The organism is Variovorax boronicumulans (assembly GCF_019352895.1).
Classification (GTDB): domain Bacteria; phylum Pseudomonadota; class Gammaproteobacteria; order Burkholderiales; family Burkholderiaceae_C; genus Variovorax; species Variovorax boronicumulans_A.
The window spans coordinates 87,758-102,698 of sequence record NZ_JAAAFX010000014.1 but is presented as its reverse complement, the minus strand read 5'-3'; the positions used below and the strand labels follow the sequence as shown (position 1 = coordinate 102,698).

Sequence of the window (14,941 nt, the reverse complement as noted above, 5' to 3'; positions counted from 1 at the left end):
GAATGTTAGGCTCGCGCGCGACCGGCAGTTGCCGGGCTCTCACGACCTGCCATGACCACCGACTCGCTCACCTCCTCCCGCTCGCTGTCCTACGTTGCCCTGTTCGCCGCCTTGATCGCGGTGTTCGGCATGATCCCCAAGATCGACTTGCCGCTCGGCGTGCCGATCACCCTGCAGACCCTCGGCGTCATGCTCGCAGGTTGCCTTCTTGGGCCTCGGCGCGGTTTTCTCGCCGTGGCGCTGCTGCTGCTGGCCGTGGCGCTCGGGCTGCCGCTGCTGTCGGGCGGCCGCGGTGGGCTCGCCGTGTTCGTCGCGCCCTCCTCCGGCTTCCTGGTCGGCTGGATGTTCGGCGCCTTCACCTGCGGCTGGATCATGCGGCGCCTGTCGGGCGCGCGCGGCAAGGCCTTGTTTGCCGCAACCTTCGTCGCCTCGCTGGTCGGCGGGATCGGCGTGGTCTACCTGTTCGGCATCGCAGGCCTGGCCATGGCGGCCAAGCTCTCGCTGCAGCAGGCCGCCGTCGCGGTCCTGGTGTTCGTGCCGGGCGACCTCATCAAGTGCCTGGTGTGCGCGCTGATGGTGCAGACGGTGGCGCGCGGCCTCCCGAGCTGGCGGCTCGACCGCGACTGATGCCGCTCCAGCCGCCCGACTTCCAGACCGTTCATGCGCCGCTGGCCTGGTGGGCCCGGCACTCGCCCTCGGCGATGGCGCTGGACGACGGCGACGTGCAACTGAGCTTCGCCGAGCTCGCGGCGCGCGTGGCGACCGATGCCGCCGCACTCGATGCCGAAGACGCGCCCGCCGTCGTGTGGGCCCACGAGACGGCCTCTCCCGTCGACCAGCTGCAGCGCTTCCTGGCGATCATCGCCAGCGGCCGCACCGCAGCCGTGAGCGACCCCGACTGGCCCGCACGCGTGCGCGACGAAGTGCGGGTGCGCATGGCCTCGCTTGCGCGTGCCAGGCCCGGCGCGGAACCCGTGGCGGCGGGCTCGCCCTTCTACATCGGGTTCACTTCCGGCAGCACGGGCGTGCCCAAGGGCTTCCAGCGCACGCATGGATCGTGGACGCGCAGCTTCGACATCTGCGTGCAGAGCTTCGGCCCCGCCACGCAAACGACCCTCCTGGTCCCGGGCCGGTTGTCGCACTCGCTGTTCCTCTTCGGCGCGCTGCTGGGCTTGTGGACCGGCGCGGGCATGCGCGTGCAGCCACGGTTCTCCGCCGCGTCGGCGCTGGAGACGCTGCGCCTGGGCCAGGCAGGCAGCCTGGTCGCGGTACCGAGCCAGTTGCTGCTGATGCTCGAGCATGCCCAGCGTCATCGCATGGACCCCATCACGGCCACGCAGCTCGTGATGATCAGCGGCGCGCCTTGGCCGCGCGCGCGTACCACGGCGTTGCGGGCCTTGTTCCCGTCGGCCCGCATCGTCGAGTTCTACGGCGCATCGGAAACCTCCTTCATCGCCTGGGTCGACAGCGACCGCAGCGTGCCCGACGACGTGGTCGGCCGGCCCTTCTCCAATGTCGAACTGCGCGTCGAGGCGCCCGCACCCGGCCTGATCTATGTGCGCAGTCCGATGGTGTTCAGCAACTACGTCACGCTCACCGCCGAGGAAGACAGCACGGCCGTGCTGCGCGACGGCGACTGGCTCTCCGTGCGCGACATGGGCCACATCGACGAAGAAGGCTTCCTGCATCTGGTCGGCCGGCAGCAGCGCATGCTGCTGGTCCAGGGCAAGAACCTGTTTCCGGAAGAAGTCGAGAACGTGCTGGCCGGACACCCCTCGGTGGCCGCCGCATCGGTCCAGGGCCTGCCGCATGACGTGCGCGGCACGCAGGCGGTGGCCTTGCTGGTGCTGTCGGATGCCACCGACCGGTCGGCGCTCGTGGCGTGGTGCCAGGAGCGCCTGGAGCCCTTCAAGTTGCCGCGCCGCTTCTACGCCGTCGATGCGTGGCCGCGCACGCCCAGCGGCAAGACGGATCACGCGGCGCTGGCACGCCTGCTCGCCGCGCATCTCGCATCGCCGAACGCACCGGCGGCGGGCTTGAGGCTGTTGTGAACGCACCGGTGATCCTCGGCTGGGCGCGCAGCGCGGTGATCCCCGTGGGCGGTGCGCTCGGCGCGCTGGCGGCCCACGAGATCGGCGCGCCGGTGCTGCGCGGCCTGCTGGCGCGCTTCGGCATTCCGGCCGGCGCCGTGGATGCCGTCGTCGTGGGCAATGCGCTGGGTGCGGGTGGCAATCCGGCGCGCATGGTGGCGCTGGCCGCCGGCCTGGCGGACCGAAGCGCCGCGCTGTCGGTGGACACCCAATGCTGCGCCGGACTGGACGCCGTGAGCATCGCCGCCGGCTTGCTGGCCAGCGGTGGCGCGTCGGTGGTGGTCGCTGGCGGCGTCGAAGCCTGGAGCCGCGCCCCCATCCGCCAGCATCGCCCGCGCCACGCGGCGGAACGCCCCGTCGACTACGACCGCCCGGCCTTCGCCCCCGACCCCGAGCGCGACCCCGACCTGCTGCACGCGGCCGCGCGCCAGGCGGCCTTGCTGTCGATCAGCCGCAGCCGGCAGGACGCCTTTGCGGCCGAGAGCCATGCGCGCGCGCTCGCGCTGCGCGACCGGATGATGGCGCAGGAGATCGTGCCGATCGGGGACGCCACGCATGACAGCTACGCCCGCCCGCTGACACCGGCACGCATGGCGCGCATGCCGATCGCGGCCAGCGCCGAAGCGGCACCGCCTGACGCGATCGATCGCCCCGACACGGCCGTCAGCCGGCTGGCGATCGCGCCCCGCGCCGACGGCGCCGCCTTCGTCGTGATGGCGACGCCGCAGGCCGCGGCCGCACTGCAATTGACACCGCACTTTCGCTGGCTCGGCGGTGCGTCGGTCGGCGTGGCGCCGGAGATGCCGATGCTCGCCGCCGCCGAAGCCGCCAGCGCCCTGCTGCAACGTGCCCGGCTCGGTGTCGACGCGCTCTGGGGCCTCGAGCTGCACGAAGCCTTCGCCGTGCAGGCACTGGACTTCATCCAGACGCTCGGCATTGACCCGGCGCGACTCAACCGCGGCGGCGGGGGCCTGGGCCGCGGCCACCCGATCGGTGCTTCCGGCGCGATCAGCCTGGTTCGCCTGCTCAGCGACATGCAGTGCGACGCGCCGCCCGGTGCGCATGGCCTCGCGGCGATCGCGGGTGCCGGTGGCGTGGGGGCGGCAGGCCTCGTGCAGCGGCTCTAGCGCATGACGCTGAAGTAGTCCTCCAGCGGCCGTCGCGCCGTGCGCACGGCGTTCTCCGGCGCCAGCGGATCGGCGTAGCCCAGCGCCAGGCCGCAGACGACGGATTGGTCGTCCCGCAGCGCGAGGGTGGCGCGCACCAGCCCCGGATAGGACGCGATGGCACCGATGGGGCAAGTGCCGATGCCCTGCGCGTCGGCCGCCATCATCAAGGCGAAGAGGCACATGCCCAGGTCCATGTAGCAGCCGCTGCCCATGCGCGCATCGATCAGCACCAGCAAGGCCGTCGGCGCATCGAAGAAGCGGAAGTTGCGCTCGAACTGCGCATCGCGCGCGGCGCGGTCGTCCCGTTCCGCGCCCAGCGCGCCATACAGCGCCTGGGCCGCCGCGACCTGCCGGCGGCGCAAGCTGTGCGGCATCGGCACCGGGAAGTAGCTGTAGTCCTCGGCCTCCCGCGCGCCACTGCGGAAGGCGCCCACCAGGGCCGACGACAGACGCGCCCGGGCATCGCCCTCGAGCGAGATGAATTCGCCGGGCTGCAGGTTCGCCCCGCTGGGCGCGCGGCGCGCCTGCACGAGAAGGTCTTCGAGGCAACCGTCGGGCAGGCGCTGGTCGGTGAAGCCACGCGTCGCGCTGCGCTGCGCGAGCAGCGCCGGCAAGGCCAGGTGGGCGGGAATGGCGGGCGCGGTGACCGGCTCGAGGGGAAGGACGCTGTGCATGCCCGCATTTTCGTCAGCAAGCCGAAGGCGGATCCACGCGAGGCGCGCTCGGTGGTGCCAAGGCGCGGCCTTTCAAACCGCCGAGGGCACCGCACGTGCCGCTGGCGGAGTCCGCACGCGAACCTCATCGTCGATGCGCACGAGAACGTCTGGCATCAGAAGTCAGGCTCTGGCGCGCTCGGCTTTCCGCGCTTGGCCGCCCTCACCTTTTCTGATGTGCGCCCCTCAAATATTCTTCCTCCCATCTTCAACGCCACAAAATCCAAAGCCTCACCCTAGGTGAATCCACCTACTTTCATTTCTGACGTACGCACCTCATTATTCCGCCATGCCATTGGAAAACGATCCCTCCAGCCCGCGAGCGACCCTGAGCGATGTCGCGCGCGAGGCGCAGGTCAGCCTCGCCACGGCCGACCGTGTCATCAACAACCGTCCGGGCGTTCATGCGCGCTCGATCACGCGGGTCAAGGAAGCCATCGATCGCCTGAACTACCGGCCCGACCCCGCCGCAGCCCGGCTGGCGCGCACGCAACTCCATCGGGTGTGCTTCGTGCTGCCCTCGGGCAACAACAGCTTCGTGGAAGTGCTGCGCGACCAGGTCGTCGAGAACGGCCCGTGGATGGCCGATCACCGCGTGACGGCGCGCACGCTGGAAGTGGATGTCTTCGAGCCCCAGCGTCTCGCGGCCCTGATCCTGTCGCTGGAAGACCAGTGCGAGACCGCCGTCATCATGGCGCTCGACCACCCGCAGGTGCAGCACGCCATCGACCACCTGGTGGCGCGCGGCAAAGGGGTGATCACGCTGGTCTCGGACGTCCCCCGATCGCATCGGCAGCACTTCGTGGGCATCGACAACGTGGCCGCGGGCCGCACCGCGGCCACGCTGCTGGGCCGCTTCGCCGGACGGGTGCGCGGCGACATCGGCGTCATCGTGGGCAGCCTGTCGCTGCGCGACCACGCGGAACGCAGCTTCGGCTTCAGCCAGGTGATGGGCGCCGAATTCGCCGCGCTGCGGGTGCTCCCGCCGCTCGAAGGCAAGGACGACCCGCGGCTCACGCAGCGGCTCACGGCCCAGCTGCTGGCCGAGCATCCGCAATTGCGCGGCATCTACAGCGTGGGCGCGGGCAACCCCGGCATCTCGGCCGCGCTCCAGGCCAGCGGCCGGGCCCGCGAGATCGTGTTCGTGGGCCACGAACTCACGCCGGCCGCGCGCGCCGACCTGCTCGACGGAACCATGGACGCGGTGATCAACCAGGACGCCGGCCACGAGATCCGCTCGGCACTGCGCCTGGCCATTTCGCGCATCACCCACGAACCGGTGCATGCGGACCAGGAACGCATCCGCATCGACATCTACCTCAAGGACAACCTGCCGTGATCACCCTGGGCATCGACCTGGGCACCTCCAGCGTCAAGGCATTGCTGCTGGACGACGACCGCCCGCTGGCGGTCGCGAGTGCGCCCTTGCGGGTCAGCCGCCCCCACCCGGGCTGGTCGGAACAGGACCCGGCGCACTGGTGGCAGGCGACCTGCGACTGCCTCGATGCGCTGCGCACGGAGCACCCGCGCGTGCTTGCCGCGGTGCGCGGCATCGGCCTGTCGGGCCAGATGCACGGCGCGACCCTGCTCGACGCGAACGACGAGGTGCTGCGCCCCTGCATCCTGTGGGACGACGGCCGCAGCGCCGCCCATTGCGAGGCGCTCGAAGCGCCGGCGCTGCAGCTGCGCGCACGCACCGGCAATCCCGCGATGCCGGGCTTCACCGCGCCCAAGCTGCTCTGGCTGCGCGAACACGAGCCGCACCATGCCGACCGCATCGCCAAGGTGCTGCTGCCCAAGGCCTGGCTGCGCTGGAAGCTCACCGGCGAGTTCGCGGAAGACATGTCCGATGCCTCAGGCACGCTCTGGCTGGACGTCGGGCAGCGGCGCTGGTCTTCCGAACTGCTGGCCGCCTGCGGCCTGGACACCTCGCAGATGCCGCGCCTGGTCGAAGGCACCGAGCGCACCGGCGAACTGCGCGCCGAGTGGGTGGCCCGCTGGGGCTTCGACCGCGCGCCGGTCATGGCCGGCGGTGCAGGCGACAACGCGGCCGGCGCGATCGGCGTGGGCGCGGTCGCGGCCGGCGACGCCTTCGTCTCGCTCGGCACCTCGGGCGTGCTGTGGGCCACCACCGCGGGCTTCGCGCCGGCGCCCGAGCGCGCGGTGCATGCCTTCTGCCATGCGCTGCCCCGGACCTGGCACCAGATGGGCGTGCTGCTCTCGGCGGCCTCCTGCCTGTCGTGGTGGGCCGGCATCCAGCATGTGAGCGAGGAAGCGCTGCTGCGCGAACTCGAGGCCTCGTCACCGGGCGACCCGGCCTGCTGGTTCGCGCCCTACCTGTCGGGCGAACGCACGCCGCACAACGACACGGCGCTGCGCGCCGGCTTCCTGCAGCTGTCGGCGGCGACCGACCGGCCCGCGATGACGCGCGCCCTGCTCGAGGGCGTGGCCTTCGCCTTCCGCGACGCGCGCGATGCACTGTCGGCCGCCGGCACGGTGCTCACGCAGGCCGACCTGATCGGCGGCGGGGCCCGCTCGGCGACCTGGAACCAGATCCTGGCCGACGTGCTCGACCTGCCGCTGCACCAGGCGGCCGGTTCCCAGCACGGCTGCGCGCTCGGCGCGGCCCGGCTGGCCCGTGCGGCCGCCGACGGCGAGCGGCTCTTTTCCAAGCCCCCGCGGCTGCGCAGCTTCGAACCCGATGGCACGCGTGCGCGCCGCTACGACGAGATGCATGCGCGCTGGCAACAGCTCTACGGCCTGATCCGACACGCCCCTTCGGCGCAGGCCACGGCGGCCGCCGCCGATCCTTCCACCGCTCCTTCCTGACCCACCTGGAACACACGCCATGACCTCTGTGCCCTCTGCCGCGGCGCGCCCGCCCTTCTTCGGATTCGAAAGCCCGATCGTCTTTCGCGGGACCGAATTCCGTCCGTCGCCGGGCGAGCCCTTTGCCTACCGCTACTACGACAAGGACCGGCTGGTGCTGGGCAAGCGCATGGAAGACCAGCTTCGCTTCGCGGTCTGCTACTGGCACAGCTTCGTGGGGGCGGGCCTCGACCCCTTCGGCGACGCGACCTTCCAGCGGCCCTGGCACGGTCCGGGCGACCCGATGGAACAGGCCCTGCACAAGGCCGACGTGGCCTTCGATCTGTTCCGGCTGGTCGACACGCCCTTCTTCACCTTCCATGACCGCGATGTGGCGCCGGAGGGCGCGACGCTGGCGGAATCGAACCGCAACCTGCGCCAGGTCGCCAAGGTGTTCGAGCGCCATATCGCCGACACCGGCGTGCGCCTGCTCTGGGGCACCGCCAACCTGTTCTCGCACCGGCGTTACATGGCCGGCGGCGCGACCAACCCCGACCCGGAGGTCTTCACCTATGCCGCCGCGCAGGTGAAGAACGCGCTCGACGTGACGCACGGCCTGGGCGGCGCGAACTACGTCCTGTGGGGTGGCCGCGAAGGCTACGAGACGCTGCTCAACACCGACCTCAAGCGCGAACTGGCGCAGCTGGGCCGCTTCCTGAACCTGGTGGTCGAGCACAAGCACAAGATCGGCTTCAAGGGGCCGATCCTGCTCGAACCCAAGCCGGCCGAACCCACCAAGCACCAATACGACTACGACGTCGCGACGGTCTACGGCTTCCTGCAGGCGCACGGCCTGGAAAAGGAAGTGAAGGTCAACATCGAGCAGAACCATGCGCTGCTCGCGGGCCACAGCTTCGAGCACGAGATCGCGCTGGCCCATGCGCTGGGCATCTTCGGCTCGATCGACATGAACCGGGGCGACGAACTGCTGGGCTGGGACACCGACCAGTTTCCCAACAACCTGCAGCACGTCGCGATGGCGCTGTACGAGGTGCTGCGCGCTGGGGGCCTGAGCACCGGCGGTCTCAACTTCGACGCCAAGCTGCGGCGCCAGTCGATCGCCCCGGACGACCTGGTCTGGTCGCACGCGACGGCCATGGACCTGTGCGCCCGCGGGCTGCTGGTCGCCGAGGCCATGGTGCGCGACGGCGCCTTGCAACGCCACGTCGACACGCGCTATGCGGGCTGGGACACGCCCCGCGGCCAGTCGATCCTGCGCGGCGATGTGTCACTGGCGGCGCTCGCCGAGCAGGCCGAAGCGAATCCCGTCGAGCCGCAGCCCCGCTCGGCCGGTCAGGAACGGCTCGAGCACCTCGTCAGCAGCTACCTCTGAACGAACCCCACCAAGGAGCGAGACATGGCCAGCAACATCAAGGGCCCAGGCATCTACCTGGCCCAGTTCGCGAGCGACGAAGCCCCCTTCGACTCCTGGCAGTCGATCACGCGCTGGGCCGGCGGCCTGGGCTTCAAGGGGGTGCAGATCCCGTCGTGGGACGCGCGCATCTTCGACCTGCGCCGGGCGGCGGAATCGAAGACCTACTGCGACGAGGTGGCGGGCATCGCACGCGAGAACGGCGTGGAGATCACCGAGCTGGGCACCCACCTGCAGGGCCAGCTGGTGGCCGTGCACCCGGCCTACGACGAAGCCTTCGACGGCTTCGCGCCGGAGGCGGTGCGGCGCAACCCGCAGGCGCGCCAGGCCTGGGCGGTGGAGCAGATGCTGCTGTCGGCACGCGCCTCGCGCCACCTGGGCCTCAAGAGCACCGTGAGCTTTCCCGGCGCGCTGGCCTGGCCCTACCTGTATCCGTGGCCGCAGCGGCCCGCGGGCCTGATCGAAGCCGCCTTGGACGAGCTGGCCAAGCGCTGGCGCCCGGTCTTCGACGCCTTCGACGAAGCCGACTGCAACGTCTGCTTCGAGTTGCATCCGGGCGAGGACCTGTTCGACGGCACCACCTTCGAGATGTTCCTGCAGCGCGTGGACGACCATCCGCGCTGCTGCATCAACTACGACCCCTCGCACTTCTTGCTGCAGCAGCTCGACTACCTCGAATTCATCGACATCTACCACACGCGCATCAAGGCCCTGCACATCAAGGATGCCGAGTTCCGCCCCACCGGCCGCCAGGGCGTCTATTCGGGCTACCAGCCATGGATCGATCGCGCGGGACGCTTCCGCTCGCTGGGCGACGGCCAGATCGACTTCGGCGCCATCTTCTCCAAGATGGCCCAGTACGGCTACGACAGCTGGGCGGTGCTCGAGTGGGAATGCTGCCTCAAGCACCCCGAGACCGGTGCCGCCGAAGGCGCGGCCTTCATCCGCGACCACATCATCCGGGTCACGGAAAAAGCCTTCGACGACTTCGCGGGCGGCGAGAAGGACCCGGCCCAGCTGCGACGCATGCTGGGCCTGGCGCCGGTAGCGCCATGACCATCGAGGCCAGTTACAGCCATGCGGAGGCGGCGAGCGCCCGCATCCGCCTGGGCATGGTGGGCGGCGGCGAAGGCGCCTTCATCGGCGCCGTGCACCGCATCGCCGCGCGGCTCGACGACCAGTTCGTGCTGAGCGCCGGCGCGCTCTCCTCCACGCCGGAGAAGGCGGCCCGCTCGGCCGCCGCGATCGGCCTCGCGCGCAGCTACCCCGACTACCGCACCATGGCGCGCGAGGAGGCCGCGCGCGCCGACGGCATCGAGGTCGTGACCATCGTGACGCCCAACGACCAGCACGCGGCCGTGGCCGAGGCCTTTCTCGAGGCCGGCATCCATGTGATCTGCGACAAGCCGGTGACCACGAACGTCGCGGATGCGCACCGGCTGCAGGCGATCGCGCAGGCGCGCCGTCGCATCTTCGCCGTGACCTACAACTACACCGGCTACCCCATGGTGCGCCAGGCGCGCCGCATGGTGCGCGACGGCGAGTTGGGCGAGATCCGGCTGGTCCAGGTCGAGTACCCGCAGGACTGGCTGACCGAGCCGCTCGAGACCACCGGCCAGAAACAGGCGGCCTGGCGCACCGACCCGCAGCGTTCGGGCCCGGGCGGCTGCATCGGGGACATCGGCACGCACGCCTACCAGCTCGCGGGCTTCATCGCCGGCATGCAGCCCTCGCAGCTGTGCGCCGAACTCAGCACCTTCGTGCCCGGCCGAGCGCTCGACGACAACGTGCAGATCATGCTGCGCTATGCCAACGGCGCGCGCGGCATGCTCTGGGCCAGCCAGGTCGCGCCGGGCAACGAGAACGCATTGCGCATCCGTGTCTACGGCAGCCGCGCCGGGCTCGAATGGCAGCAGGAGCAGCCCAACAGGCTGCAGGTGTCGCGCTTCGGCGAGGCGCCGCAGACCGTCTCGCGCGGCAGCGGCGCGGCCCATGCGGATGCCGCCCGCGTCACGCGCCTGCCCGCGGGCCATCCCGAGGGCTACTTCGAGGGCTTCGCCACGCTCTACAGCGAGATCGGCCATGCCATCCGCGCGGCGCGCGACGGCCGCGCGCCGGCGGCGGAAGTGAACTTCCCGACGCTGGAAGACGGCATCCACGGCGTCGCCTTCATCGAAGCGGCGATCCGCTCGTCCGCCGACGGCGGCCTCTGGGTCGGTGTGTGAGATGAGCCTGCACGTGCGCTTCGACGCCATCACGAAGAACTTCGGGCCGGTGCAGGTGCTGCACGGCGTGAGCTTCGACATCGCGCCCGGCACGGTGCTGGGCCTGCTCGGGGAGAACGGCGCGGGCAAGTCCACGCTGATGAAGATCCTCTCGGGTTACGAGGTCCCCAGCGGCGGGACGCTCACGATCGACGACGCGCAGCGCTCCTTCGCGAGTTCACGCGACGCCGAAGACGCGGGCGTGGTGCTGATCCACCAGGAGTTCAACCTGGCCGAGGATCTCACGGTGGCGCAGAACATCTTCCTGGGCCGCGAGAAGCGCCGGGGCTGGCGGCTCGACGACGAGGGCATGCGCCGCGCGGCGCAGGAGGCGCTGGGCGCGGTCGGCCTCGCGGTCGATCCCGACACCCGGGTGCGCGACCTGATCGTCGCCGAGAAGCAACTGGCGGAGATCGCCAAGGCGCTGTCGCGCAACGCGCGGCTGCTGGTGATGGACGAGCCGACGGCCACGCTCACGCCCTCCGAGAGCCAGCGGCTCTTCGGCCTGATCCGGAGCCTGCGCGCGCAGGGCACGACCATCGTCTACATCTCGCACAAGCTCGACGAGGTCGCACGGATCACCGACGAGATCGTGGTCATGCGCGACGGCCGCTTCGTCATGCGCAGGCCGACCGCGCAGCATTCGCGCCAGCAGATGGCGAACCTGATGGTCGGGCGCGAACTCTCCAACATGTTCCCCGTGCGGCGCCGGCCCGAGCCGGCGGCGCCGCTGCTGGCCGTGCGCGGGCTGAACGTGCCGGGCTGGGCGCACGACGTGAGCTTCGAGGTGCGTCCCGGCGAGATCCTCGGCTTCGCCGGGCTGGTGGGCGCGGGCCGCACCGAACTGTTCGAGGGCCTGCTGGGCCTGCGCGCGCGCGACGGCGGCACGGTCGCGCTCGAGGGCCGGCCGGTCGCGTTCGCCGATCCGCGTGCCGCGGCGCGCGCCGGCCTCACCTACCTGAGCGAGGACCGCAAGGGCTGCGGCCTGCACGTGCGGCTGCCGCTGCAGGACAACCTCACGCTGATGGACCTGGACCGCCACGCGCACCCCTGGCTCGACCGCCGCTCCGAAGCCGCGGCGCTGACGCGCGCGGTGGCGGACTTCGGCATCCGCACACGCGACCTGGGTGCGCGCGCCGGCGCGCTGTCGGGCGGCAACCAGCAGAAGCTGGCGATGGCCAAGGTGCTGCAGCCCGGCCCGCGCGTGGTGGTGCTCGACGAGCCCACGCGCGGTGTCGACGTCGGCGCCAAGCGCGACATCTATTTCCTGATCGACCAGGTGGCGGCCGAAGGCCGTGGCGTGGTCGTCATCTCGTCGGAGCTGATGGAACTGATCGGCCTGTGCCACCGCGTCGTCGTGATGCGTGCCGGCACGGTCCAGGCCACGCTCGACGCCGATCACCTGACCGAAGAGGAGCTCATCGCGCATGCCACCGGCACCCACTGACAGCCTGACGCCGCCCGTCGGCATCGACCCGACGGCGCCCCCTCCGGCGCGACGCGGCGGCACGCCCTGGCGCCAGCGCCTGCGGGAAACCGGGCCGATCGCCGGCCTGGTGCTGCTGTGCATCGCGGGCACGCTGCTCAACCCCGACTTCGCGACCTGGGACAACGCGATGAACGTGCTGACCCGCACGGCCTTCATCGGCATCATCGCGGTGGGCATGAGCTTCGTCATCATCAGCGGCGGCATCGACCTCTCGGTGGGCTCGATGGCGGCGCTGATCGCGGGCTGCATGATCCTGGTGATGAACGCGCTGGCGCCGCATGTCGGGTCGCCGGTGACGGCGGTGCTGCTGGGCATGGCGGTGGCGCTGGTGCTGGGCGCGTCCTTCGGCCTCGCGCATGGCCTGCTCATCACCAAGGGCCGCATCGAGCCCTTCATCGTGACGCTGGGCACGCTCGGCATCTTCCGCGCCTACCTCACCTACTTCGCCGATGGCGGTGCGATCACGCTCGACGGCACGCTGTCGGATGTCTACAGCCCGGTGTACTACGCGAGCTGGCTCGGCATCCCGGTGCCGATCTGGGTCTTCGCGGCGATGGCGCTGGCGGGCGCCTTCCTGCTGAACCGCACGCGCTACGGCCGCTACGTGCAGGCGATCGGCTCCAACGAGCAGGTGGCGCGCTATTCGGCGGTGGCGGTCGACCGCGTGAAGATCCTCACCTACGTGCTGCTGGGCTGCTGCGTCGCCGTGGCCACGCTGCTGTACGTGCCGCGCCTGGGTTCGGCCTCGCCCACCACCGGGCTGCTCTGGGAGCTCGAAGCGATCGCCGCGGTGATCGTGGGCGGCACCGCGCTCAAGGGCGGCGAGGGCCGCATCCTCGGCACCGTGATCGGTGCCGTGCTGCTCTCCGTGATCAGCAACCTATTGAACCTGACCAGCATCATCAGCGTGTACCTGAATGCGGCTGTGCAGGGCTTCGTGATCATCATCGTGGCCTTTCTCCAGAGAGGTCGACGATGACGATGCGCGCGGTGGCCAGCCGGCAGCGCGCGGACTTTGACGCCCAAGAAAACCCCATAGGAGACATATCATGGACAGAAGGCTTTTTTCCGCCATCGCACTCGCCGCATGTGCGCTGTGCAGCACCGCTTCCTTTGCCGACAGCAAATCGGTCATGGGCGTGTCCGTCCCCGCGGCCACGCACGGCTGGACCGGCGGCGTCGTGTACTGGGCCAACCGCACCAAGGCCGAGCTCGAGAAGCAGTACCCCGGCATGAAGGTGTTCGTGAAGACCGCCGGCTCGGCGACCGAGCAGGCCAACCAGATCCAGGACCTGCAGACGGTCAACAAGATCGACACGCTCGTGATCCTGCCCTTTGAATCGGCGCCGCTGACCAAGCCGGTGGCGCAGGTCAAGGGCAAGGGCGTGTTCGTGACGGTGGTGGACCGCGGCCTGACCGACCCGGCCGCCCAGGACGCCTATGTGGCCGGCGACAACCCGGGCTTCGGCAGGGTCGCTGGCGAGTACATGGCCAAGACGCTGGGTGGCAAGGGCAACGTCGTGATCCTGCGCGGCATTCCGACCGTGATCGACAACCAGCGCGTGGACGCCTTCAACGAGGTCATGAAGGCGCATCCCGGCATCAAGGTGCTCGACGCCAAGCACGGCAACTGGAACCGCGACGACGCCTTCAAGGTGATGCAGGACTACCTCACGCGTTTCAAGCAGATCGATGCGGTCTGGGCCTCGGACGACGACATGGCGGTCGGCGTGCAGAAGGCGATCGAACAGGCGAAACGAACGGACGTGAAGCTGGTCGTGGGCGGCGCCGGGTCCAAGGACTACATCAAGAAGGTGATGGACGGCGACAAGGTCGTCTCGGCCGACGTGACCTACGCACCCAGCATGATTGCCGATGCCATGAAGATGACCGCCGAGGCCCGCGCCACAGGCAAGCCGATGCCGGCCTCGACGATCGTGCCCTCGGTGCTGGTCACCAAGGACAACGCGGCGAAGTACTACTTCCCGGATTCGCCGCACTGAAGATGCGTGGCGCGCATCGGCGCCGGTTCCATCGCGCGCGGCGCGGCCGCTCGATGCGCCTGTCGGCCGCCCAGCGTGGGCGGATCAGCGCATCGGGCGGCTGCATGTTGACCACCTCCGCCGAGCCCGGCCAGGGCCCCGCCACGCTCATCACCAGGATGCAGCCTTCGTCGATGGCCAGGGCCGGATCGTTGATGCGCCGGTGGTAGTCGTTCAAGCTTTTGAACCCCACCGCCCGCGCCTCGAAGAGCCTCTCCTAGCCCGGCCGGTTCAGGTCGTGCTTGCGGAAGCACTCGGAGATCACCGAGGTTTTCAGGATGGATCGACGCCGCTGACGTCGCAGGGCACGACCAAAGCGCGGTCGGGATCGAGTACGCCGGTCCCGGGCTCAGCAGCCATGACGCGGCATAGACATCTCTTCATGAGAGCGGAAGACTGGCGCGAACGGCCTGAGACGACCTCGCTGACGCGGGTCGGTTGAGACAGGCGACGACCCAGGGTGCGCCAAGCGCCAGTGCCAGGCGTGACTATCGCGTGATGGCAATCCGTGTGTCGCTGCCGCCCAGAGACGGCGCCCGAGGGACAATCTCGCGACCACAGATCAGGCTGGCAAGCAAGGGCAAGCCCGGAAGCGCCCGATCTCAGCGACCTCTGGAGGGAAGCCGCGAATGCGCATGGCAGGACGCTGGTCGTGCGAGATCTCGGTGGCCACGGCCTCCAGCTCGAGCGGGTCAACGGTATGCCAATGACGGTGCAGTCGGTGCGCGAAGGCAGCGATTCATTCGGTTTCAGGCATCTGGTCCGTTGCGCCAACCCACATAAATACTGCATATCCACACAGTCTTTTGATGCACTGCACCGATGCGACCTCAGCACAACCTGTTTTGAAGATGGCCGCGCACCGCGCCTGCATCGCCTCCGCGCCAGGCACGGATCGACACCGGACGGCCGAAGAGACGCGATGCTGCCCCTC

The 14,941-nt window shown here is 70.1% G+C and carries 12 protein-coding genes and 1 pseudogene; 11 read left to right on the top strand and 2 right to left on the bottom strand.

All coding sequences use genetic code 11. The features are described from left to right. The first annotated feature begins 51 nt into the window (after window positions 1-51). From K0H49_RS26825 to K0H49_RS26815, 3 genes are read left to right on the top strand one after another with little or no spacing between them, the layout of a single operon-like run. Window positions 52-627: a biotin transporter BioY gene (locus K0H49_RS26825; protein ID WP_219219402.1), complete on the top strand. Its 576-nt coding sequence runs from the start codon at window positions 52-54 to the stop codon at window positions 625-627. Next, complete coding sequence (locus tag K0H49_RS26820; protein ID WP_219219400.1) at window positions 627-2,051, top strand: AMP-binding protein; 1,425 nt, start codon at window positions 627-629, stop codon at window positions 2,049-2,051. The genes K0H49_RS26825 and K0H49_RS26820 overlap by 1 nt, the downstream gene beginning before the upstream one ends. Then, entirely contained in the window at window positions 2,048-3,217 is a 1,170-nt protein-coding gene (locus tag K0H49_RS26815; RefSeq protein WP_219219398.1) for an acetyl-CoA C-acyltransferase, read from the top strand. Before K0H49_RS26820 ends, K0H49_RS26815 begins: the two co-directional genes overlap by 4 nt. Here the strand turns inward: K0H49_RS26815 and K0H49_RS26810 are convergent. Next, window positions 3,214-3,933: a nitroreductase gene (locus K0H49_RS26810; protein WP_219219396.1), complete on the bottom strand. Its 720-nt coding sequence runs from the start codon at window positions 3,931-3,933 to the stop codon at window positions 3,214-3,216. The two genes, K0H49_RS26815 and K0H49_RS26810, sit on opposite strands and share 4 nt — an antisense overlap. Window positions 3,934-4,261: 328 nt before the next feature. Here K0H49_RS26810 and K0H49_RS26805 point away from each other — a divergent pair, with 328 nt between their 5' ends. The 8 genes from K0H49_RS26805 to K0H49_RS26770 all read left to right on the top strand — a co-directional run bounded on the left by K0H49_RS26805 (window position 4,262) and on the right by K0H49_RS26770 (window position 13,968). Beyond that, window positions 4,262-5,311 (top strand): LacI family DNA-binding transcriptional regulator, encoded by a 1,050-nt coding sequence (locus K0H49_RS26805; protein ID WP_219219394.1) that lies wholly within the window; start codon window positions 4,262-4,264, stop codon window positions 5,309-5,311. Beyond that, window positions 5,308-6,801 (top strand): xylulokinase, encoded by a 1,494-nt coding sequence (xylB, locus tag K0H49_RS26800; protein ID WP_374122433.1) that lies wholly within the window; start codon window positions 5,308-5,310, stop codon window positions 6,799-6,801. The genes K0H49_RS26805 and xylB overlap by 4 nt, the downstream gene beginning before the upstream one ends. Before the next feature lie 19 nt (window positions 6,802-6,820). Next, window positions 6,821-8,173 (top strand): xylose isomerase, encoded by a 1,353-nt coding sequence (gene xylA, locus K0H49_RS26795; RefSeq protein ID WP_219219392.1) that lies wholly within the window; start codon window positions 6,821-6,823, stop codon window positions 8,171-8,173. A 24-nt stretch (window positions 8,174-8,197) separates the two neighbouring features. Next, window positions 8,198-9,268, top strand: a complete 1,071-nt coding sequence (locus K0H49_RS26790; protein ID WP_219219390.1) for a sugar phosphate isomerase/epimerase family protein — start codon at window positions 8,198-8,200, stop codon at window positions 9,266-9,268. Continuing rightward, window positions 9,265-10,437: a Gfo/Idh/MocA family protein gene (locus K0H49_RS26785; protein WP_219219388.1), complete on the top strand. Its 1,173-nt coding sequence runs from the start codon at window positions 9,265-9,267 to the stop codon at window positions 10,435-10,437. The genes K0H49_RS26790 and K0H49_RS26785 overlap by 4 nt, the downstream gene beginning before the upstream one ends. A 1-nt stretch (window position 10,438) precedes the next feature. Next, complete coding sequence (locus K0H49_RS26780) at window positions 10,439-11,923, top strand: sugar ABC transporter ATP-binding protein (protein WP_219219386.1); 1,485 nt, start codon at window positions 10,439-10,441, stop codon at window positions 11,921-11,923. After that, entirely contained in the window at window positions 11,904-12,944 is a 1,041-nt protein-coding gene (locus K0H49_RS26775; RefSeq protein WP_219219384.1) for an ABC transporter permease, read from the top strand. Before K0H49_RS26780 ends, K0H49_RS26775 begins: the two co-directional genes overlap by 20 nt. 70 nt (window positions 12,945-13,014) lie before the next feature. Further along, window positions 13,015-13,968: an ABC transporter substrate-binding protein gene (locus K0H49_RS26770; protein ID WP_219219382.1), complete on the top strand. Its 954-nt coding sequence runs from the start codon at window positions 13,015-13,017 to the stop codon at window positions 13,966-13,968. A 79-nt stretch (window positions 13,969-14,047) separates the two neighbouring features. Here K0H49_RS26770 and K0H49_RS26765 read toward each other — a convergent pair. Further along, window positions 14,048-14,287: pseudogene (locus tag K0H49_RS26765) on the bottom strand (dihydroxy-acid dehydratase); the annotation flags it as partial. Window positions 14,288-14,941: the final 654 nt, after the last annotated feature.